The sequence below is a fragment of the Tessaracoccus antarcticus genome, from assembly GCF_003688855.1.
Taxonomy (GTDB): domain Bacteria; phylum Actinomycetota; class Actinomycetes; order Propionibacteriales; family Propionibacteriaceae; genus Arachnia; species Arachnia antarctica.
The window spans coordinates 1,137,069-1,158,838 of the sequence record NZ_REFW01000001.1; the positions used below are offsets into that span (position 1 = coordinate 1,137,069).

Below are 21,770 nucleotides of genomic sequence, written 5' to 3' on the forward strand. Positions count from 1 at the left end.
CTCAGTCCGGACGGCGCCCTGCGCGGACCCGGTCCAGGAACACTTCGACGGCGTCCGCGACGACCCGTGCGCGCACCGATGCGCACCAGTCGAAGTTGTGCTGGGCACCCGGCAGCACGTCGTGGACCACGGGTGCGGCGGAGACCTCCCGCAGGGCCGCCACGAAGGATGGGGCGACGCTGCGCGGCAGTGCCGTGTCATTGCCTGCCTCGATCACCATGAATGCGGGGGCGTCGGTGTGCACGAGTGCGGCGGGGGAGCTCGACGGGTCGCTCGTCCGCGGACCCAGGTAGCCGTAGAGCGACACCACGGCAGCAATGCGATTCTCCTTGCCCAGCCCCGCCGAGGCGGCGAGGTGAGCACCGGCGGAGGACCCCACGAGGACGACGACGTCGGGGTCCGCGCCCAGTTCGGTGGCATGGTCACGAACCCACGCGATGACGCGGGTGGTGTCGGCGAGGGGATGCGGGTGGGCGCCGTCGGCACGGAGGCGGTAGTTGGCGCTGACGCACATCCAGCCGTGGGAGGCGAGCCGGTTCAGCAGGGCGACACCCTCCCGGCTCTTGGCGCCCTGGACGAAGCCGCCGCCGTGCAGGTGCACGAGGATCGGCCTGCGGGTGGTGCCATCCGGTCCCCGATAGACGTCGAGCAGGTTCGCGCGGCCCCGGCTCCCGTAGGACAGGTTCCGCAGGCGCGTGACGCCGCGCGCGTGTCGCTGGAACGGCAGCAGGATGCCCCGCAGCCAGGGCGTCGACGTCACACCGAGGGCGGGAGCGGCGGTGCCCGCCCGGACCTGCAGCCACACCAGGCCCAGCACGACGAACGCGAACAGTGGCAGGGCCGGCCACGCGCCGGCGTCCGGGGGGCTCCCCAGGGCCGGGACCACCACGGAAACCGCCAATGGCACCAGGAAGACAAGCGGCGCCTCGTTGACGACCATGCTCAGCACGAAGCACACGAAGCCGGCTCGCCCGACGCGAAACGGTGGCCGGATCGCGACGCAGACGAACACCGCCCAGACGAGTCCGCTGAACACCTGTCCCATGGGGTGGCCTAGAAGAGGGCGACCTTCGGCTCGCGCGGGAAGATCTCGTCCAGCGCCGCGTCGTCCTCGCGGGTGGGGACCCACTTCACGGCGGCGGCGTTCTGCACCACCTGCTCCGGCTTCGTTGCGCCGGCGATGACGCTGGCCACGGCCGGGCGGGACGCGAGCCAGGAGAACGCGACCTCGATGGGCTCCAGTCCACGGTCGCGGGCGAAGGCGCCGAACGCCGTCAACTGGTCGTAGTCAGCGTTCTCCAGCATGCTTGTGCGGGAGTGCGTCAGCCGGCTCCCCTCCGGTGCGTGACCGGAGGAGTACTTGCCGGTCAGCAGCCCGTTGGCCAGGGGGAAGTACGGCAGGACGCCCAACCCATAGGCCTGTGCGGCGGGCAGCACCTCCAACTCCGCTCGGCGATCGAGGAGGTTGTAGTGGTTCTGGCTGGAGATGAACCGGGCGCCGCCGCGGATGCGGGCCGTGAACTCAGCCTCCGCGATCTGCCAGCCAGCCAGGTTCGAGTGCCCGATGTAGCCGACCTTGCCGGCCCTCACGAGATCGTCGAGGGCGTCGAGGGTCTCCTCGATGGGGGTGTTCGGGTCGGGGGTGTGGAACTGGTACAGGTCGATGTGGTCGGTGCCGAGACGGCGCAGGGACGCCTCGACCGCGCGGGTGATGTAGCGGCGCGACCCGCGCGCCCCGAAGTCGTTGCCGTACGCGCCCGCCATGTCCATGCCGAACTTGGTGGCCAGCACCACCTCGTCGCGACGCCCCGCCAGGGCGCGCCCCAGCATGGTCTCGGACAGGCCGGGATCGCTGCCGTAGACGTCGGCGACGTCAAACAGGGTGATCCCCGCGTCGATCGCCGCATGGACCACGGCGTCGGTGCCCTCCTGGGTCTGCGTCGGGGTGCCGGCCCGCCCCAGGTTGTTGCAGCCGAGGCCTACCACGGAGACGGTGAGGCCGGAGTTGCCGAGTTGGCGGTGTTTCATGGGGATCCCTCTTCGATCGACGACACTTCTTCGTAGACGATGCTAGCCACCTCGATTGGCGGGTGGCCGCGTGATGGTTGTAAACTCACCGGCGGTGACGTGTCTGAGCGGCCGAAAGAGCTCGCCTCGAAAGCGAGAGTGGTGCAAGCCACCGAGAGTTCAAATCTCTCCGTCACCGCCACAGAAGGTTGCGAACCCCCGGAGAGATCCGGGGGTTCGTTGGCGTTGTGGCTTCTCTACCCGGCGCACCATTCGTCGATGACCTGCTGGACGCGCGAGGACTCCGTCGTGACGGGGCGACCCGCCACCAGGTCGCCGTCGGCCACGAAGCCCTCCTCCCGGCCCGTGAGAGCCTCCACGAGGCGGCCACGCCACAGGGCGACGTCGCGGCTCCGGGACGGGTCGTCGATGAGGTCGTGCTCCTCGTGCGGGTCCGCGTCGAGGTCGAAGAACTGCTGCCTGCCGTCGCCGGAGAACCACATGAGCTTGTGGTGCCCGTCGGTCACCCAGTGGTTGGCCTGCCACATGCCGAACCGGTGCAGGGTGTGCTCGCCGTGGATGTGGGTGCGCCACGGTGCGTCGTCGCCGCGCGCCAACGGCAGGAGGCTGCGTCCGTCGACCGTGTGGGGGACGGTGACGCCGGCGATCCCCAGGAGGGTCGGCATCACGTCGCGGAGTTCCGCCACCTCCGCCCGGAGGGCACCGCGTGGGTGGGCATCGTCCGAGGGTGGCAGCGTCACGATGAGGGGAACCTTGGCGCTTCCCTCGTAGCCGACGGTCTTGCGCCACATGTGGTGGTCGCCCATCATGTCGCCGTGGTCGGAGGTGAACACCACGGCGGTGTCCTCGAGCAGTCCGTGGTCGCTCAGCGCCTCCATGAGACGGTTGACCTGGAAATCGATCTGCGAGATCAGACCCCAGTAGCCGGCCCGCACGCGGCGGCGCACGTCGTCGGGCTGGCGGGTGAACTCGCCCTCCACCTCGCCGTCGGTGAGGTGCTCCGCGACGTCGGCCACCCAGTCGCCCATCACCTGGTCGGGGTGCTCTGCGGCGAGGTACTGCTCCAGCAGCCACTGGGGCGGGTCGTAGGGGGCGTGGGGGCGATGGAACGACAAGTACAGGAAGAACGGCGCCGTGGTGTCGCGGCGGCGCAGGAAGTCAATGGCTTGTGTCACGGTCCAGGTGGTGGGGTGCAGTGCCTCCGCCTTGTCCCAGGGCCGCGCCACCTGGCTGTTGCAGCCCGCGCCGTGGTCGACGTGGTCGGACTGGGCATGGCCGGGTTGTCGGTGGAGCCACGCCAGGTAGTCGTCGTTGGCCTCCAGGTTGCGGTTGCCGTGGCGGCGGCCGAAGTGCAGGAATCCGTCGTGCAGCACGACGTTGTCGAACCCTGCGCGGGAGCGTTCTGGGAAGACGTGCATCTTGCCGATGGCCTGGGTCTGATAGCCGTGCTCACCCAGTACCGTCGCCACGGTGGTGCCGTGGGCGGCAGTGAACGGCACACCCTCCCGGTAGCCGTAGCGGCCGTGCGCCTCCGGCGACTGGCCCGTGAACAACGCCACCCGTGCAGGGACGCACGTGGGGGTGGCGGAGTAGGCGTTGGTGAACACGGTGCCGCGCCGACCCAGCTGGTCCAGGTAGGGGGTCCGTACCACGGGATGTCCCAGCAGTGAGAGGGCGTCGCCGCGCATCTGGTCCACGCAGATCAGCAGGATGTGCGGCCTGTTCCGGGGCGTCGGCTCCATGGCGATCAGGGCTTCTTCGGAGTCTCCGACTCGGTGGGCTCGGCGGACGGGCTTGCCTCCGGCGGGACGCACGTGGTCCCGCCCTCACCGGAGGACACCTGGAACAGTGGTGCGTCCCCGTAGTCGCCCCAGTCGGAGGCCAGCAGGATGTCAATGGTGCCGTCGACGCGGTCGTCGTACTCCACCACGGGTGCGGCGAAGTAGGACGAAACCAGGCGGATGCCGGCTTTGTTGGCCTCGTTGGTGCGGACGATGACGCCACGGGTGACGCGCTCCTCGGTGTTCTCGATGCGGATCACGTTGAAGCCCACCTCCTCGAGCTTTGCTCCGACCCGGCTCGCCAGACCGCTGGTGAAGCCGGCGTTGTACACCCGCACCGAGACCTGCGTGACGTTCACCAGTTCGGTGCTGACCGTCACGCACGGGGTCGGTTCAGGCGTGGGCAGCGGGGCTGTGAGGTTGCGCCAGCCCCAGAAGGCTCCCCAGATGAGCAGCCCCACCAGGGTCAGCAGCAGCAGGGGCGTGGCGACAAGTCGAAAAATGCGCACGGAAAGCTCACTCAGCTCTGTTCGGGGACGTCAAGGGGGCACTCACTTCAGTTCCAGCACGCGCGCGTGCAGGGTCTGTCGCTGCTGCAGTGCCGCGCGGAGCGCACGGTGCAGCCCGTCCTCGAGGTACAGCTCGCCACGCCAGTACACGACGTGGGCGAAGAGGTCCCCGTAGAACGTGGAGTCCTCCTCGAGGAGTGCATCGAGGTCCAGGGTGCGCTTGGTGGTGACGAGCTCGTCCAGCCGGACCTGGTGGGGCGCGATGGCAGCCCACTGCTTCTGGACATAACCATGGTCCGGGTAGGGGCGTCCGTCGCCCACGCGCTTGAAGATCACGGGCGTCAGTCTAACGGGGAGATGCCGCGGTGTGGGGGAGGTGACAAGGACATGGTCCAATTGGCCGGTGGTGGTGCGCGCTCCTGTGGCAGGCTGGGGCCGTGAGTGACACAGTTCGCGGATCCGATGACGCCACCGCCATCGCGCAGGGGTACGCCTTCCCCGAGCCCGGTGTGCAACTGGGTGTCCTGATGACCGACGACGGCCCTGCCACGGATGTGCCCATCCGGATTCCGGTGTCGATGTTCAACCGGCATGGCCTGGTCGCGGGCGCCACCGGCACGGGCAAGACCAAGACGCTGCAGGTGATGGCAGAGGCCCTCAGCAAGGCGGGGGTCCCTGTGTTCGCCGCCGACATCAAGGGCGACCTGTCCGGGATGGCCAGCCCCGGCCAGCCCGGCGAAAAGCTGCAGGCCCGCGTGGATGCGCAGGGCCAGCCGTGGTCGGCCGCCCCATTCCCGTGCGAGTTCTACGCCCTCGGGGGCAGGGGTGTGGGGATCCCCCTGCGGGCCACGGTGTCCTCGTTCGGTCCCATCCTCCTCGGAAAGGTGCTGGGCCTCAACGAGGTGCAGGAATCCTCGCTGGGGCTGGTGTTCTACTACGCCGACAAGGCAGGCCTGCCGCTGCTGGACCTCAGCGACCTCATCGAGCTGCTGAAGTACCTCACCTCCGATGCGGGCAAGGCGGAGCTGAAGGGAATCGGGGGCGTCTCCAGCTCCACCGTCGGCGTCATCCTGCGCAACCTCGTCACCTTGCTGTCCCAGGGGGGTGACGTGTTCTTCGGGGAACCCGAGTTCGAGCCGCAGGACCTGTTGCGACGGGCCGCCGACGGTCGCGGTGTGGTGTCGCTGCTGGAACTGCCGGACCTGTCCTCACAGCCTGAGCTGTTCTCGACCTTCCTCATGTGGCTGCTGGCGGACCTGTTCCAGTCGATGCCGGAGGTGGGCGATGTCGAGGTGCCCAAGCTGGTGTTCTTCTTCGACGAGGCACACCTGCTGTTCAACAACGCGTCGAAGTCCTTCCTCGATTCCATCACGCAGACGGTGCGCCTCATCCGCTCCAAGGGGATCGGTGTCTTCTTCGTCACACAGACCCCGAAGGACGTTCCCTCCGACGTGCTCGCCCAGCTCGGCAGCCGGGTCCAGCACCAGTTGCGTGCGCACACCCCGAACGACGCGAAGGCGTTGAAGGCCACCGTGTCCACGTACCCCACCTCCGGGTACGACCTGGGGGAGGTACTGGTGACGTTGGGCACGGGCGAGGCCATCGTCACGGTGATGGACCCCGACGGCGCCCCCACCCCGGTGGCGTGGACCAGGATCTGGGCGCCGGAGTCCTCGATGTCACCCACCGACCCGGCTGTGCTGCAGCAGGCCGTGGCGCAGTCGCCGCTCATGCCCCGCTACGGGCAGGCCATCGACAGGGACTCGGCACGCGAGATGCTGACCCGCAAGCTGGAGGAGGGGGCCCGGAGCGCGGAGGAGGAGCAGCGCCGCACTCAGGAGGATCAGCGTCGACGCGCCGACGAGCAGGCCCGCAGCCGGAGCACCCCGACCACGCAGAGCCGGCCCGCCCCCCGGCAGAGCACGCGGCGCGAGCCGTCACTCGTGGAGTCGGTGACGGGGTCGACGGCGTTCAAGCAGTTCGCCCGCACCGCAGCCCGTGAAATCGTCCGCGGCCTCTTCGGGGCGGGGCGCCGCCGCTGACGCGCACCACCGAGCCTGGTGGTCCCACACGACGAACGAGGGGCCGCGCCCTTCGGCGCGGCCCCTCGGTGTCATGTTCTGACTGCTACTTCATGGTGCCCTGCGACACCGAGCCCTGCAGTTGGCGCTGGAAGATCATGTAGACGATCAGCACGGGCACGATGGTGATGATGACTGCGGCGAACAGCGAGCCGAAGTTCACCTCGTACTTGGCCTTGTTGGCGAAGTTGAACACGCCCTGGGCCAGCACGTACTGCTCCTCCTTGGTGTTGAGCGCCAGCGGCAGCAGCAGCTGGTTCCACAGACCAAGGAAGTTGAAGATGCCGATGGACGCCAGACCGGGCTTGGCCATCGGCAACATGATGCGGAAGAACGTCGTCCAGTGACCTGCACCGTCCACCTGGGCGGCCTCGGCGATCTCGTTCGGCAGCGTCCGGAAGAACGCGTAGAGGAAGAACACCGTGAACGGCAGCGCGAACGCCACGTAGGTGAGGATCAGGCCCTCGAACGTGCCGAGGAACACCCCGTTGGGGGCCCACGGCAATGGCAGCGACTTCAGCACCTGGTACAGCGGAACGATCGCCAGGAAGATGGGGAACGTCAGGCCGGCCAGCATCAGGTAGTAGATGAGCTGGCTGCCCTTGAACTGGTAGCGGGCCAACACGTAGGCGCACATAGCCCCCAGCAGCATCACCAGCAGCATCGCTGAGGTGACGACGATGAAGGTGTTGAAGAAGTACCGTCCGAAGTTGTCGGAGGTCCACGCGCTGATGTAGTTGGTGAACAGGTAGGACAGGCTGAACGAGCCCGTCTCCGGGTCGGTCAGCAGCGCACTGGGCAATGCCGTGGAGGATGCAGTGATCTCACGGGTGGTCTTGAACGACGTCATGAGGGTCCACAGCAGCGGGCCCACCACCAGCAGCGACCAGATGACCAGCAGGACGTGGGACACGCCGGCGAACGTCTTGTCGCTCCTGCTCACCGTGACCTTGCGGTTGTTCTCGGAGAGTGTGTTCGTGCTCATCAGTAACTCACCGCATCCTTTCCACCGGTCAGGCGGTTGACGAGGAACACCAGGCCTGAGAAGGCCAGCGTCACGAGGGCGAGCACCACACCCATGGCCGATCCACGGCCCCACATGTTCTGGCCGCCGAAGGCGGTGTTGAACAACTCCTGGCTCATCACCAGGGTGGAGTAGTTGGGGCCACCTGTGGGGTTCAACGCCACCATGTAGATGAAGGCGTCGAGCGCGATGATGCCCATGTAGATGTAGGCGGTCTGGATGTTGTCACGGATGAGCGGGATGGTGACCCGCACCGCCGTCGTCCAGCGTCCGGCGCCGTCGATGCGAACCGCCTCGTAGATCTCCGAGGGGATCGACTTGATGGCCGCGATGAACAGCAGCATGTAGAAGCCCACGAAACCCCAGACGATGACGAGCATCGACACGGGCATGGCGGTCTCCTCCTTGCCGAGCCAGGCGAAGTCCTTGAACTGGTCCAGGCCAATGGTGGTGAGCAGACCGTTGACGAGACCCATGCCCGGGTCCAGCAGCAGACGCCACATGAGGCCGATGATGATGCCGGGGATGACGTAGGGGAAGAACGACACGATCCGGTAGAAGCTTGCGCCCCTGATGCCACGGATGGTGCCGTGGCTGTGGCCACCCACCGTGATGACGATCGCCAGTGTCAGCGCCAGGATGATCGTGATGAGGGGGAGGAACACGGCCAGCATGGCGTTGTGGCCCAGCGCCAGCATGAACTTGCTGCTGGTGAACAGGTAGACGTAGTTGTCGAGCCAGACGTAGTCGGCCTCGGAGATGGGGCCGAAACCCCGCCAGTTCGTCAGCGACAGGTGGACCGCCTGCAGGAACGGGTAGATGACGAGGACTAAGTAGATGAGCAGTGGGAGTCCGAGGAAGACCACCATGAAGCTGATCTTGTCGAACGATAGGTGCCGCTTGCGTCGCTGCATCGGGCCTCCTGGGGTCGTGGGCGGAGGGGTGGGGCGGCGAGGGAATCACCCCCGCCGCCCACTTCTCGACTGGAAGTCGAAGGTCAGGAAGCCTTGAACTTCTCGATGGCGTCGTCATTGCGGATGGCGTCGGTGACTTCCTGCAGCTTGCTGGTCAGCTCGGCCGTGGAGAGCTTCCCGTCGAGGAAGGAGTTCCAGAGCACGACCGTGTCGTTGCCCATGCCGTAGAAGGCGTTGAACTTCCAGGTGAACACGTTGTCGCCCGCAGCGCCCAGCATGCCGATCTGCGAGACCAGGGCCGTGGAGCCGAAGCCGTCCTCCGGCACGGTGTCCTTGACGATGGTGGGGGACAGGATCTCCTTGGCGAAGTTCGTGGCCGCCTCCTTCGACAGCATGGCGCGCATGAACTCCTTGCCGCCGGCCACGTTCTTGCCCTGGCTGGGGACAATGTAGGGCTCGTCCGCCGCGGAGTGGATGGCCTCGAACGGCTTCGACGGGGAGGCTGTGACGGTGGGCACCGGGGTGCCCGTCATCTTGAAGTCCTCCTTCGTCTGGCTCTTCATCTCGTTCTCGATCCAGGCGCCGGAGGGGTACAGCAGGGCCTCCTGGGCCTGGGACCATGCGGCCTGGGCTGCGGTGAACTGGGTGCCGCCGCCGCCGGGCTTGACGTAGCCAGCCTTGACGATCTCCTCCATCTTGCCGAACACGGCCTGGAGTGCGGGCTTGCTCCAGCAACCCTCTTCCAGGTTGTCCAGGGCCAGGCGCACTTCGTCGCCACCCTCCTTGATGGCCGAGGTGATGGCCAGCTCCATGTAGTAGTCGGACGCCTCGTTGCCCCACAGGAAGAGGTACTTGCCCTTTTCCTTGGCCTTGGCGCCGAGAGCGATGGCGTCGTCCCACGTCTTGGGCGGCTCCCAGCCGTTCTCCTCGAACAGGGAGGCGGAGTACCACAGACCGAAGACGGTCAGCACGTAGTTGATGACGGCGAGCTTGTCGTCGATGGTGCCGGGCTCCAGGACGCCTGCGTACAGGGTGTCGCGGATGGGATCGCCCTCGTAGTTGTTGGAGTCGATGACGTCGTTGAGGTCCTCGAGCTGGTCGAGGATGGCAGCGAGACCGATCTTGCCCTTGCCGGCGTTGTCGATGACGTCCGGCGGGTCGCCACCGGCGAAGCGGGGCTGCAGCTCGGTGGTTGCATCCTGAATCTTGGAGACCTTGACCTTGACGCCGTCGTGCTGCTTCTCCACCATGGCGCCGGCGAACTCTGCGTAGGCGATGCCGTAGCCGCCGTTGAAGATGGCCGCGTCCACGTCGGAGGGGACCTTCAGGCCGAACGGGTTGTTCGGGTCAGCCTGCGTGGTGGTTTCGCCGCCAGCGGGTTCGCTACCTGCCGGTGTCGCCTTCGGGTCGTCGCCGCCACCGGCGCATGCTGCCAGGGGGATGAGTGCGCCAGCTGCCAGCGCACCCTTCAGGAACCCTCTGCGGTGCAGGGAGTAGGTCATGAAATCTCCTTTGTTTTCATTGCCTCACTGGCCTCGCCAGCAGGTGTCGATCAGGACCCTATATGGACGCCACAGTCCACGGGGATGACCGTCAATATATGGTCATTCGCACCCGTGACCACAATGCTGGGCGTCAATGTAGACCCAATCGTTACCAGCCGCGCAGTCTGAGTGGTCATTTCCTCCGCGCGGGAAGCGATCGGTCAGTGCACGAAACGACGCGCTCCCCGCCGAAACGCCTGAGCGTTTGGGCGGGGAGTGCGCGGAAGTCGCAGTGTCAGCGGCCGGTGCCGGCGTAGACCACAGCTTCCTGGGTGGCGTCGAGCCCGAAGGCGGTGTGCGCGGCCCTGACGGCGCGGTCCACGTCGTCGACCCCCACGACCACGGAGATGCGAATCTCGGACGTGGAGATCATCTGCAGGTTGACCCCCTCCTTCGCCAGGGCGGCGAAGAATGTGGCGGTGACGCCCGGGTGGGAGCGCATGCCCACCCCCACGGCGGACACCTTGCCCACCTGGTCGTCGTAGAGCACCTCGCGGAACCCCACACGGTCCTTGATCTCCTCCAGCGCCCGGATGGCCTTGGCGCCGTCGCTCATGGGCAGGGTGAAGGAGATGTCGGTGCTGACGTCGGAGAGGCGCGACACGTTCTGCACGATCATGTCGATATTGATGTCCTTTTCTGCCACGGCCGTGAAGATGGCGGCAGCCTCACCCACCTGGTCGGGGACGCCGACGATGGTGATCTTGGCCTCCCCCCTGTCGTGGGTGACACCGGTGATGATGGCTTCTTCCATGGTGGAGTCCTTCGAGATGTCCTCGTGGGCCCTGACCCAGGTGCCCGGCTTGTCGGTGAACGATGAGCGAACGTGGACCGCCACGTTCTCGCGACGCGCGTACTCCACGCACCGGAGATGAAGAATCTTCGCGCCGCAGGCGGCGAGCTCCATCATGTCCTCGTAGCCCACCTGTGTGATGCGTCGGGCGCTGGGCACGATGCGGGGGTCTGCCGTGTAGACGCCGTCGACGTCGGTGTAGATCTCGCAGTAGTCCGCGCCCAATGCGGCAGCCAGCGCCACCGCGGTGGTGTCGGATGCGCCGCGTCCCAGCGTGGTGACGTCCTTGGTGGTCTGTGAGACGCCCTGAAATCCGGCGACGATGGCCACGTTGCCCTGCTGCAGCGCCGCCTCGACGCGGCCGGGAGTGATGTCGATGATGCGGGCGTTGCCGTGTGTGGGTGTCGTGATGACGCCGGCCTGGGATCCCGTGTAGGAGACGGCGTCCACGCCGAGGTCCGAGAGGGCCATGGCCAGCAGGGCGGCGCTCTGTCGTTCGCCGGTGGTGAGCAGCATGTCGAGCTCGCGGGATTTGGGCTGCGGGGAGACCTGCAGCGCCAGGTCCATGAGTTCGTCGGTGGTGTCACCCATGGCTGAGATGACGATGATCACGTCGTTGCCGTCGGCCCGGGATCGCGCGATCCGGCGCGCCACACGTTTGATGGACTCGGCGTCGGCCACCGACGATCCGCCGTACTTCTGGACGATGCGTCCCATCGACTCTCCTCACCCTTGGGTTTCAGAGGGTCAGCCTAGTGCGTGGATGGCATCGGGTTCACGAGGGATGCGTCCGTGGTCGCAATGTCAGCGCGGCGTCATCGGGGCCACGACGGACGAATCGAGGTGCGCCGGTCCCCCAACCGGTACACCTCGATCCGTGCCTGAGGTGGATGTCCGCGAGTCGGGAAGAATCTCGTCACCGAGCTTCCCGCCGCGAATCCACTCCTATTCTCACCTGCCGCGCAAACCCCTGTCTCGTCAGCCGTTTGGCCGACGTGGCGACGCGGAGGGTTACAGGTCGAACCAGCCGTCATGGACGGTACTGACCACGGCCTCGGTGGTGTTGTGCACGGGGCGGCCCACATCGGAGTACTTCTCGTAGGCCCGAGCCAGGTAGGTCTTGACGGAACTGAGCGAGATGGGCGGCTCGAACTGACGTCCGATGGCCTTGACGGGGATCCCCTCTGCCGCGAGGCGCAGGCACTTCAGTTCGTGGGGGGACAGCGACGGCACGCTGGTGCTGTAGTCCAGGAGGGCGCCGGCGGCGGCGCTGGAGGGGGCCCACCCCTCCTCATGGACGGCCACGATGGCGTTGATGAGCGTTTCCGCGGGATCGGACTTCAGGACCAACCCGCGCGCCCCCGCCTGCATCGCCAACCGGATGGGCAGCCGCCGGTGGTCGGCCGTGAAGGCCAGGCATCGCACCGACGCCGCAGCGAGCTCGCCGATCACCTCGTGGCCCGAGATCCGGCCGTCCATCATGAGGTCGACGATGCACACGTCCGGCGCCTCCGCCCGGACATGGGAGAAGAACTCCGACCGCTCCGAGGTGGTGCGGGAGATCGTGATCCGGCCCTGCGACATGTCCGCGATGGCGGAGAGCGCACGGCAGATGAACTCCTGGTCGTCCAGGACGGCCACGCTGATGGGGCGGGGGGCGGTCATGTCTGGGTGCTTCCTTCCACAAGGGACGCGACGGATGCAGCGGGTGTGCGCAATTGGGTGAAGTCCTCGTCGTTCACGGCGTCGACGTCGTCGGCGAGTTGGTGCCACTGTTCCATGCTGAAGGACGGGTCGGTGACGGTTGCCACTGCGCGGCCCTGTCGGTGGGTGAGGTGCACACGCTGGCCCGGCATGGGCTCCGGCAACTGGGACATGACGGTGAGGAGGTTGCGTCGCTCCGCGGGCCCGACACCCCGGACGTCGAGCGTGCAGTCCCAGCCGTGCTCCCGGAGTGCGTGTGCCCGGTCGGTGATACCGGAGCCGTTGGGCCACATCGCCAGTTCGTCACGCATCCGCGCCTCCAGTAGCCGGGCCCGCTTCACAGCCGTCTCGTCCGTGGAGACCACCGCGCCGCTTGCCACGTCCAGGAGGAAGGGCTCAGCGAGTCTGCGCATGCTGTTCACCCATTCAAGGCGCGTGGCATCCCGTTCAGCTGCGAGATCGGTGCTCAGGCGCTGGGCGGCGTGCAATTCCTCGGTGCGTGCGGCGTGGGTGGCCAGGATCGAGGCACCCGTAGCCAGCGCAAGGGGCGCCAGGACGTACATGACGACGGCCATGATGGAGCCGAGCTGGGAGCCCACCACGGTCTGCCACCCCAGGAAGATGACGCACGACGCCACGGTGGACACGATGACGGTGGCCGCGAGCGCCACAGCCTCCCGGAGGCGCCGGCCGGGGAGCGCCAGGACCATGAGGGCCCCCGCCAGCGACGGCGTCCACACGTCGTAGCCGTTGGTGCCCTCACGGGGTATCCATGCGTAGTTGGCGGCCACCAGGACGATGGCCAGCACCGTCAGGGCCACCGGCTGCCAGGACTTGAGGCCCGCTCTGCGCAGCTGGCGCATCCCGAGGGCTGAGACGGCGGCGGTCAGCAGCCAGATGAGGGTCACGCCGAGCGCGCTCGGCCCCACATCGAACACCAGGACATGGATGAGGCTGGCGGCGAGTACGGGCAGTGGCAGCCAGCTGATCATGGTGCGGGCCATGGGGCCGAACGGTTCCGGCCGGCCGAACGGCTCCGTCATCCACTCCAGCTTGACGGTGCTGCCGAACTGGCCCGACGTGATCTCGGCGTGGCCCCCTGCCTCCTCCATACGGCGCAGGATGCCCTCCGTGACGCCGAGGCGTCCCCCTGGGGGTGCATGCGGGTCGAAGCCGGGGCCGTCGTCGGCGACTGTGACACGGCAGCCGGAGCCGAACCTGGCGACCGTGACCATGGCATGCCCGCGGGCATGCTTGACCACGTTGCGGATGGCTTCCCGGGCAGCACCCACGACGGCCTCCCCGACGTGCGCCGGCACCTGGACATCCCGGCCGGAGAATTCGACGACGCACCCCTCCTGGGTCAGGGCTGGCTGCAGCTCGGCACGCAGCGACACCCAGCCGTGCCTGTCGAGGCTCTGGGAGCTTGCGCGCAGGTCCGCCACAGCGCCCGCGGCCAGTTCTCTCGCCTCGGCGGGGGTGGGGCGGGCCCAGTCCCTGAAGATGTGCTGCAGCGTGTGCAGGAGGGAGTCGTGGGCGAGGCGTATGCGTGCCCGGCGCTCAGCCTCCAGCATCTCCGCCCGGCGGGTCTCCTGTTCGCCATGGATCCGGCGCATCTGGCTGAGGCGCAGTTCCAGCAGCAGGTTCGTGAGGCAGGCCAGGCCGATGGCGAATGTCAGGATCGGGGTGATGGTGAAGACCAGGTCCAGCACCTGGATGCGCCAGTCGAGGTGGTGCACCACCGTCACCGTCGCCCAGCACCCCAGCGACAGGGCGGCCAGCCATGGCCACCTGCGCGGCCGCGGATGCAGGAGGATCAGGAACTGGAAGACGGGGCCCAGCCAGATGTTGGTCCGCCACTCCAGGCCCGGGAACGGGGGGGCCATCAGGAGACCGACGGTGATGAAGACGATTCCGAGGGTGGCGGCAGCCGTGATCACCCACGCCAGCCGTGACGGGCGGAGGCACTCCACCACAATGAGGGCCTGCGCCGCGAGGCACAGGCCGACCCCGAGCCGCATGAGCGGGGGGTAGAGGGGATTCATGACGTCGCCACCGGCCACCACGATGCCCAGCACCGACAGGAGGGCCACGCCGTAGCCCACCAGTTGGCGGCCCATGGCCGCCGGACTGGCCTGCTGTGAGGCGCCCACTCGGGCCGTCGGGCTGGGTCTTCCCATGGGAGATTGATAGCATGCCGAACCGGCGCGTGGGAGGGGTACCGCGTCAATGCCCGTGGTCAGCCACGCGGCTCCTTTGGCGGTTCGCCCTAGGATGGGGCAATGGATACTCGCAGGGAAACACGCGGCGGACCGCTGCACGCCCTGCAATCGTTCACCGTCGAGGCGGAGCGCTACATGGAGGTGACCCGCCGGCTCGCTGGCCTGGGCCACAACGACGTGCACGCCCTGAGTGCAGTGGTCGAGGCGGCGGACCATGGGGAGATCATGACGCCGGGGGCATTGCGGCGACGGCTGGTCCTGTCGCCCGCCGCCACCACGGCGTTGGTGGACCGGCTCGTGGTCCACGGGCTCATCCGTCGCGAGCGGATGACCACGGATGGCCGCACTGTTGCGCTGCTCGCCACTGACAGGGCGCGCCGCATTGGGCGTGACATGTTCGTCGTGCTCTCCGACTCCATCATGGAGCGCCTGCAGAAGTACCCCGCCGACGAGTTGGAGCGGTTCGTCGCCACCATCCACGAACTGACCGACGCCGCCCGCCAGGCGCGGGAGCAGCTGGAGAACTCGTCGGTGCCTGATGCGGCCGATCTCAGGGATGTTGTGCCCTCCGCCTGAGCGGGGGTGCTTCGACAGTCGAAAGGTCCATGGTGTTCAATGGCGGCATGGGGACGCTTGCCGACACCAGCCCTGCACTGCTGCGAGGGTGGCTACTGGGTGTGGAGAGGGAACTTTCCGACGTCCTGACGCACCTGACGGGGCGCATCCGCCGCATGCACCCCGACGCCGCCGCCATGGGGGAGGCGCTCTCCCGTGCCGCCCTCGGGGGAAAACTCATCCGCCCGCGCCTGCTGGGCGCAGTCGTGGAGGCCTACGGGGGTGTCCTCGGCCCTGACGCCTCCCGCGTCTCCGTGGCGCTGGAACTGCTGCACACCTGTCTGGTGGTGCACGACGACGTCATCGACGATGACCTCACCCGTCGCGGCCGCCCCAACGTGGCGGGAGAATTCGCCGCGCTGCATGCACAACGCTCCGGTCAGCGTGTGGACCACGCCGCGGGCCGCACCGACGCCAAGGGGATCGCGCTGATCGCCGGTGACCTCGCCCTGGCGACCGTCTTCCGGCTGGCGCAGCAGGCCCCGGAGGCCGTGCGCGAGCGGGTGTGTGACCTCGTGGACGAGGCGCTCGTCGCCTCCGCCGTCGGGGAGTACCTGGACGTGGTGCAGTCCTGGCCCGGGACACAACCCAGCGAGGGGGACATCCGCGCGGCCGCACACCTGAAGACGTCGGTGTACTCATTCGAGACACCGTTGCTGGTGGGCGCTCTGTTGGCGGGTGCCCCCGCCACCCATGTGGAGGCGCTGCGTGCCGCCGCCCGCGACATGGGGGAGGCGTACCAGGTGGTCGACGACGTCCTGGGCGCGTTCGCGCACGACACGGTGCTGGGACGCGAGATCGCGTCCGACCTCGAGAACCACCGGGAGACCGCTGTCATCGCCGCCGCCCGCACCACGCCGAACTGGCCACGGATCGATGCGCTGCGCTCAGGCCCCCTGAACGTCCACGGCGTGGCCCAGCTGAGGCATGAGCTGCTCGCATCGGGTGCCAGAGAACTGGCCATGGGCAAGGCCGATGACCTCCTGGAGAATGCCTTCATCTCCCTGGAGAGGGCCGGGGTGCCGTCGTCGCTGCGCGCCGAGCTGGTGCAGCTGCTGGACTCCATGCTGGGACGGGCACGGTGACAACTGCCTCAGCGCTGGCGAGCGCCGAGCGGTACACGCGCTGCGCCCACGCCTGCGCGGCCGGCGTGATCCGTGGCTACTCGACCTCCTTCGCCATGGCCACCCGGCTGCTTCCACCCACTGTTCGACGCGACATCTCCAGCGTCTACGCCCTCGTGCGGGTGGCCGACGAAGTGGTCGACGGCGCCGCCGAGGGTGCAGGTCTCGACCTGGATCGGGCCGGGGCCCGCCTCGATGCCCTGGAGGCCGACGTGGCGCGCGCCACCGAGGAGGGCTTCAGCGAGAACATGGTGGTGCACGCCTTCGCGGACGTGGCGCGCCGCACCGGCATCCCCGGCGACGTCGTCACCCCGTTCTTCACGTCCATGCGCACTGACCTGACCCGCAGCGTCCACGACGATGCATCCTTCACCGAGTATGTGTACGGCTCCGCCGAGGTGGTGGGTCTCATGTGCCTGCACGCCTTCTTCGGCGATGCCGGCCTGCCGGTGGCGCATCGCGAGCAGTTGGTGACGGGCGCGCGCCGGCTGGGTGCCGCGTTCCAGAAGGTCAACTTTTTGCGCGACCTCGATGCCGACGCCGACGCCCTGGAGCGCGCCTACTTCCCGGGTGTGGACCCGGCCCGCCTGGATGAGCCCACCAAGCAACGACTCGTGCGCGACATCGATGACGACCTGGCGGCCGCCGCCGAGGCCATCCCGCTGCTGCCCAGGGGTGTGCGCCCGGCCGTGCAGGTGGCCCACGACCTGTTCGCGGCACTGAACCGCCGCATCCGCAACACCGGTGCCGACGTGGTGCGCTCCAGCCGCATCCGGGTGCCCGACACGACCAAGGTGGCCATCGCTGCGCGAGCAATGGCCCGACACAGATGGGGGAGGCGCTCATGACGGCACAGTCAGCAGTGGTGATCGGCGGGGGCATCGCCGGCCTGGCGACGGCAGCCCTCCTGGCCAGGGACGGGTACGCCACCACCGTCGTGGAGCGCCACGACGAGCTGGGGGGGCGCGCCGGCATCCTCCGCGACTCCGGCTTCACGTTCGACACCGGCCCGTCCTGGTACCTGATGCCCGAGGCGTTCGAGCATTTCTTCGAGCTGTGCGGCACCACCGCCGCCGCGGAGCTGGACCTGACACCCCTGGACCCCGGCTACCGCGTGTTCTTCCAGGGCGACGACGAGCCCGTGGACGTGCGCCCGGGCCTGGCGGAGGCCACCGCGCTGTTCGAGTCACTGGAGCCCGGCTCCGGTCCGGCACTCGAGAAATACCTCGATGGCGCCCGCGACTTCTACGACACCGCCACGCAGCGGTTCCTCTACACCACGTTCTCCGACCCGCGGGCCTTCCTGGACCCCGTCCTCATCAAGCAGGTCCGCACGCTGGTGCCGTTGCTCACACGGTCCCTGGCCGACCACGTGGCGCGCTCCTTCACGGACCACCGCCTGCGCCAGATCCTCGGGTACCCCGCCGTGTTCCTGGCCACCGCACCGGACCGTGCCCCCAGCCTGTACCACATCATGAGCCGGCTCGACCTCCTCGACGGCGTCGCCTACCCCATGGGCGGAATGCACACCGTCATCGACGCCATCGAACGCCTCGCACGTGCCGCGGGCGTGGAGATCCTCACCGGTACGGAGGTGACCAGGGTGGCGACCACCGGAGGCCGCGCCACCGGCGTGGAGCTGGCCGACGGCCGAACGCTGCCCGCCGACATCGTCGTGGGTGCATGTGATCAGCACCACCTGGAGACCCGTCTCCTCGATGCCGCTGACTCGTCCATGCCCGCCAGGAAGTGGGACAAACGCGACCCGGGCATGGGTGCGCTGCTCATGATGCTGGGGGTTGATCGTCGCCTGCCCGGTCTGCTGCACCACAACCTGCTGTTCACCCGCGACTGGGACACCAACTTCGGCGACATCTTCGGCGATCACCCCCAGCTCCCCGTCCCCGCCTCCGCCTACGTGTGCGCGCCGTCGGTCACTGACCCCGACGTGGCGCCGGAGGGGTCCGAGAACCTGTTCGTGCTGGTTCCCATCCCCGCCGACCCCACCCTGGGCCCGGCCGACTCCGGCCGGATGAAAGCCTTCGGCGATTCGGTCATCGCGCAGATCGCGGACTGGGCCGGCATCCCGGACCTGGCGGAGCACATCGTGGTGGACCACCGCGTCGGCCCCTACGAGTTCGTCGACATCCACCACGCCTGGCAGGGCACGGCGCTCGGCCCGGCGCACACGCTGCGGCAGAGCGCGTTCTTCCGCGGACGGGTGAAGTCCCGCACGGTGGAGGGCCTGTACTACGCGGGCGGCTACACCGCGCCCGGCGTGGGCCTGCCCATGTGCCTCATCAGCGCCGAGAATGTCATCAAGTCCCTGCGCGGCGACACCTCCGGCGGCCCCATGACCACGCCTCTGCAGCCGCGGTAGGCGAGCCGACGCATTCCCGACCGGGCGGGCCCATCGACGATAGCCTTGCCTGCATGCAGACGATTCGTTGGGGAATCATCGGGGCAGGCTGGATCGCCGACACCATGGCCGGCGACTTCCAACTGGTCCGCAACTCCGAGCTGACGGCCATCGCGTCCCGAAAACTCGGGAAGGCCGAGGCGTTGGCGCGCAAGCACCGCGTGCCCAAGTCCTACGGCAGCTACATGGGGTTGCTGGATGATCCCGACATCGACGTGGTCTACATCGCCACCCCGCACCCCCACCACCGCGACATCGCCCTGGCCGCCATCGAGCGCGGCAAGGCAGTGCTGGTGGAGAAGGCGTTCACCGCCACCCATGCCGGGGCCGTGGAGGTGGTGGAGGCCGCACGCGCCAAGGGCGTCTTCTGCATGGAGGCCATGTGGACACGGTTCCTGCCGGCGATCGCAGCAGCCCGTGAGGTGGTGGCCTGGGGTCGCATCGGGGAGGTTCTGGGCGTGCAGGGCGACCTGTGCGCCTACCGGGAGTACGACCCGAACCACCGTCTCTTCTCCCACGAAACCGCTGGCGGCGCCATCCTCGACCTCGGTGTCTACGTCATCTCCTTCGCCCAGTCATTCCTCGGGGAGGCTCAGAGAATCGAGTGCGTCGGGCGGCTTGCGCCCAACGGCACCGACGCCGCCGCCTCCATGAGCATCGGCTACGCCAGCGGTGGGCTGGCCACCCTGGCCTGCGGCTTCGACGGTCACGGTCCCGCGCGCATGTCCATCTACGGCACCAAGGGATGGATCGAGGTGGAGCCCCGGTTCCACCACCCCACCACCTTGTCCGTGCACCGCACCGGGGTCTTGCCGCGCATCATCGAGGCCAACATGACGGGCCGCGGCTACGCCCACGAGATCAACGAGGTCAGCGAACGTCTGCTGGCCGGCGACACCCAGTCCATGACGATGCCCCTGTCGGACACCCTGGAGGTGATGCGGGTGATGGAGGACTGCCTGTCCCAGCTCGGCATCCATCACAGGGAAGCCGACCTCAACATCCGCTGACCTGAACCCCCGTGATGAGGCTGGCGTTCACGGATCAGGTGTTCTTCAGCTGGCCTCAGCCGTGGAGTCCGACAGCGCCGGAGCCCGGACACCGCGACCCTGTGCGTCGATGGGCATGAGGCTTCGCGCCCCGCGCCCGGCCGACAGCGCCCGGAGCGCGTTGAGGATGGCCGCGAGGTCCACGACCTCCTGGGTGGCGGCGCCGACGATGGCCGGCAGGAAGCCGAACGCGGCCACCAGCATGAGACCTGCGCTCAGCGCGATGCCCAGCCAGATGCTCTCCAGCGCCACCTTTATGGTGCGCTGGCTGATGGCCATGGCGTCGGCGGTGCGCGACAGGGCGTCGGCCATGATGACCACGTCGGCGGTTTCGCTGGCGGCCGTTGAGCCGCGGGCGCCCATGGCGATACCCACGTCGGCGGCCGCGAGGGCGGGGGCGTCGTTGACGCCGTCACCGATCATCACGACGGGCCGCTCCAGCGTGCGTAGGACCGCCACCTTGTCCTGTGGCATCGCCTCCGCGTGCACGCGGGTGAGCCCGGCCGCGGCCGCGATGCTGTCGGCGGTCGCCTGCAGGTCCCCGGTGACCATCATCACCTCGTCGGCGCCCATGGAACGGAACGCTGCCACCGTGGCGGGGGCGTCGTCGCGGAGGCGGTCGCTCATCATGAGGGTTCCCGCGAAGGTCCCGTTGATGGCCACCCAGATGGCCAGGTGGCCGCTGGTCACCGTGATGGTGGGTACGTCGTCGACGAACTGGGCCACGAAGCTCCGCTTGCCCACCACCACGGTGCCCACGGGCAGTTCCGCGACCACACCGTTGGTGGCGTGCTCCGAGGCGGTGCTCGCCTCGCAGGTGTCCAGCCCGCGGTGCGCGGCGGCGAGTCGCACGGAGTCCGCGAGAACGTGCGTGGAGTACTGCTCGGCGGAGGCCGCAGCCGCCAGCACGTCATCGGCGCTCCACCCGTTCTCGGGGTGCACCGCCTCCAGGGACGGCTGGCCGTAGGTGAGGGTGCCCGTCTTGTCGAACACGACGGTCTTCACGCGGGACAGCTTCTCCAGGGTGCCACCACCCTTGACGATGATGCCGGCTCGTGCGGCGCGGCTCATGCCGCCCATGAACGCCACGGGGGCGGCGATGAGCAGGGGACACGGAGTGGCCACCACGAGGACCTCGGCGAACCTGACCGGGTCTCCGGAGAAGAACCAGGCCAGTCCCGCCAGCACGAGCGAGGCGATGGTGAAGGGCACGGCGTACCGGTCGGCGAGCCGCACCAGGGGGGCCCTGCTCTGGCTGGCCTCCTCGACGAGGGCGACGATGCGCTGGTACTGGCTGTCCTCCACCCGGGCGGTGACACGCATCGTGAGGGCCCGGCCGCCGTTCACGGAGCCGCTCAGCAGGCGGTCCCCGGTGGTGACCTGCACGGGCATGCTCTCGCCGGTCAGCGCGGACTCGTCGAGGGCAGCGTCCACAGATGTGAGGGTGCCGTCGACGGGCACCACCTCGGCGGGGCGCACGAGCAGGGTGTCCCCGATCCTGATCTCGCTGACGGGGACGTCGGTCACTTCAGCGGTGCTGGTGGTGTAGCGGTGGCCGGTCTGGGGGGAGCGCGACAGGAGGGATGTCAGTTCGCGGCGCGCCCGGCCAGCGGCGTAGTCCTCCAGCGCCTCGCCGCCCGAGAGCATGAGGACGATCACGAGGCTGGCCAGGTATTCGCCCACCGCCACCGTGGACACGATGGCCGTCACGGCAAGGATGTCGATGCCCCAGTGGCCGCGCAGCACGTCGCGCACCATGCCGACGGTGGTCCACGCGGCGACACCCAGGGCGAATGCGCTGGCGAGCCACTGCGCTGCCTGGCCCTGACCGAGCGCGAGCAGGACGATGACCAGAGCGGCGACCCCCAGCGTGGCGAGCACGACGGGGTAGCGCCGGGCAGACTTCACAAGGCGTTCCATGCCCCTGTTCTACCCTCAACCTCCCGGGGATACCAGCAAGGTT

18 protein-coding genes and 1 tRNA gene are annotated in these 21,770 nt (G+C 68.3%); 7 read left to right on the forward strand and 12 right to left on the reverse strand.

Annotation, left to right across the window (positions count from 1 at the left end):
• Nucleotide 1: 1 nt before the first annotated feature.
• Nucleotides 2-1,045 carry an alpha/beta hydrolase gene (locus tag EAX62_RS04930; RefSeq protein WP_121900485.1) on the reverse strand — a complete coding sequence of 348 codons (1,044 nt, stop codon included), beginning with the start codon at nt 1,043-1,045 and terminating at the stop codon, nt 2-4.
• A gap of 8 nt (nt 1,046-1,053) precedes the next feature.
• Nucleotides 1,054-2,028 carry an aldo/keto reductase gene (locus EAX62_RS04935; RefSeq protein ID WP_121900486.1) on the reverse strand — a complete coding sequence of 325 codons (975 nt, stop codon included), beginning with the start codon at nt 2,026-2,028 and terminating at the stop codon, nt 1,054-1,056.
• 93 nt (nt 2,029-2,121) lie between these two features.
• On the opposite strand from EAX62_RS04935, the gene EAX62_RS04940 reads away from it, so the two are divergent.
• Nucleotides 2,122-2,209 (forward strand) — tRNA-Ser (locus tag EAX62_RS04940).
• 55 nt (nt 2,210-2,264) lie between these two features.
• On the opposite strand, the gene EAX62_RS04945 is transcribed toward EAX62_RS04940, so the two are convergent.
• The 3 genes from EAX62_RS04945 to EAX62_RS04955 are packed head-to-tail and all read right to left on the reverse strand — an operon-like array spanning nt 2,265 to nt 4,654.
• Nucleotides 2,265-3,770, reverse strand: a complete 1,506-nt coding sequence (locus EAX62_RS04945; protein ID WP_121900487.1) for an arylsulfatase — start codon at nt 3,768-3,770, stop codon at nt 2,265-2,267.
• 5 nt (nt 3,771-3,775) lie between these two features.
• The gene (locus EAX62_RS04950) at nt 3,776-4,318 is read right to left on the reverse strand and encodes a LytR C-terminal domain-containing protein (protein ID WP_158600540.1); all 543 of its coding nucleotides are present in this window, start codon (nt 4,316-4,318) and stop codon (nt 3,776-3,778) included.
• Between the two features lie 42 nt (nt 4,319-4,360).
• Entirely contained in the window at nt 4,361-4,654 is a 294-nt protein-coding gene (locus EAX62_RS04955; RefSeq protein ID WP_121900489.1) for a type II toxin-antitoxin system VapB family antitoxin, read from the reverse strand.
• A gap of 101 nt (nt 4,655-4,755) precedes the next feature.
• Here EAX62_RS04955 and EAX62_RS04960 point away from each other — a divergent pair, with 101 nt between their 5' ends.
• Nucleotides 4,756-6,360: a helicase HerA-like domain-containing protein gene (locus EAX62_RS04960; protein ID WP_233557812.1), complete on the forward strand. Its 1,605-nt coding sequence runs from the start codon at nt 4,756-4,758 to the stop codon at nt 6,358-6,360.
• Between the two features lie 85 nt (nt 6,361-6,445).
• Here the strand turns inward: EAX62_RS04960 and EAX62_RS04965 are convergent, their stop codons facing one another.
• The 6 genes from EAX62_RS04965 to EAX62_RS04990 all read right to left on the reverse strand — a co-directional run bounded on the left by EAX62_RS04965 (nt 6,446) and on the right by EAX62_RS04990 (nt 14,558).
• The gene (locus tag EAX62_RS04965; RefSeq protein ID WP_121900490.1) at nt 6,446-7,384 is read right to left on the reverse strand and encodes a carbohydrate ABC transporter permease; all 939 of its coding nucleotides are present in this window, start codon (nt 7,382-7,384) and stop codon (nt 6,446-6,448) included.
• Complete coding sequence (locus EAX62_RS04970) at nt 7,384-8,337, reverse strand: carbohydrate ABC transporter permease (RefSeq protein WP_121900491.1); 954 nt, start codon at nt 8,335-8,337, stop codon at nt 7,384-7,386. The genes EAX62_RS04965 and EAX62_RS04970 overlap by 1 nt, the downstream gene beginning before the upstream one ends.
• An 83-nt stretch (nt 8,338-8,420) precedes the next feature.
• A complete protein-coding gene (gene ngcE / locus EAX62_RS04975; protein WP_121900492.1) occupies nt 8,421-9,839 on the reverse strand; it encodes an N-acetylglucosamine/diacetylchitobiose ABC transporter substrate-binding protein in 1,419 nt (472 codons plus the stop codon).
• A gap of 277 nt (nt 9,840-10,116) precedes the next feature.
• Complete coding sequence (locus EAX62_RS04980; protein ID WP_121900493.1) at nt 10,117-11,391, reverse strand: aspartate kinase; 1,275 nt, start codon at nt 11,389-11,391, stop codon at nt 10,117-10,119.
• 294 nt (nt 11,392-11,685) lie between these two features.
• Complete coding sequence (locus EAX62_RS04985; RefSeq protein ID WP_121900494.1) at nt 11,686-12,339, reverse strand: response regulator transcription factor; 654 nt, start codon at nt 12,337-12,339, stop codon at nt 11,686-11,688.
• On the reverse strand, nt 12,336-14,558 hold the full coding sequence (locus EAX62_RS04990) for an ATP-binding protein (RefSeq protein WP_147454016.1): 2,223 nt from the start codon (nt 14,556-14,558) through the stop codon (nt 12,336-12,338). Before EAX62_RS04990 ends, EAX62_RS04985 begins: the two co-directional genes overlap by 4 nt.
• A 102-nt stretch (nt 14,559-14,660) precedes the next feature.
• Between EAX62_RS04990 and EAX62_RS04995 the strand changes: the two genes are divergently transcribed.
• From EAX62_RS04995 to EAX62_RS05010, 5 genes are read left to right on the forward strand one after another with little or no spacing between them, the layout of a single operon-like run.
• On the forward strand, nt 14,661-15,176 hold the full coding sequence (locus EAX62_RS04995; RefSeq protein WP_121900496.1) for a MarR family winged helix-turn-helix transcriptional regulator: 516 nt from the start codon (nt 14,661-14,663) through the stop codon (nt 15,174-15,176).
• Between the two features lie 47 nt (nt 15,177-15,223).
• Complete coding sequence (locus EAX62_RS05000) at nt 15,224-16,300, forward strand: polyprenyl synthetase family protein (protein ID WP_158600542.1); 1,077 nt, start codon at nt 15,224-15,226, stop codon at nt 16,298-16,300.
• Nucleotides 16,297-17,187, forward strand: coding sequence for a phytoene/squalene synthase family protein (locus EAX62_RS16845; RefSeq protein ID WP_199711118.1), 891 nt, complete (start codon nt 16,297-16,299; stop codon nt 17,185-17,187). The genes EAX62_RS05000 and EAX62_RS16845 overlap by 4 nt, the downstream gene beginning before the upstream one ends.
• A complete protein-coding gene (crtI, locus tag EAX62_RS05005) occupies nt 17,184-18,719 on the forward strand; it encodes a phytoene desaturase family protein (RefSeq protein WP_199711119.1) in 1,536 nt (511 codons plus the stop codon). The genes EAX62_RS16845 and crtI overlap by 4 nt, the downstream gene beginning before the upstream one ends.
• Before the next feature lie 53 nt (nt 18,720-18,772).
• The gene (locus tag EAX62_RS05010; RefSeq protein ID WP_121900498.1) at nt 18,773-19,768 is read left to right on the forward strand and encodes a Gfo/Idh/MocA family protein; all 996 of its coding nucleotides are present in this window, start codon (nt 18,773-18,775) and stop codon (nt 19,766-19,768) included.
• Between the two features lie 45 nt (nt 19,769-19,813).
• On the opposite strand, the gene EAX62_RS05015 is transcribed toward EAX62_RS05010, so the two are convergent.
• Entirely contained in the window at nt 19,814-21,727 is a 1,914-nt protein-coding gene (locus EAX62_RS05015; RefSeq protein ID WP_121900499.1) for a heavy metal translocating P-type ATPase, read from the reverse strand.
• Nucleotides 21,728-21,770 lie beyond the last annotated feature (43 nt).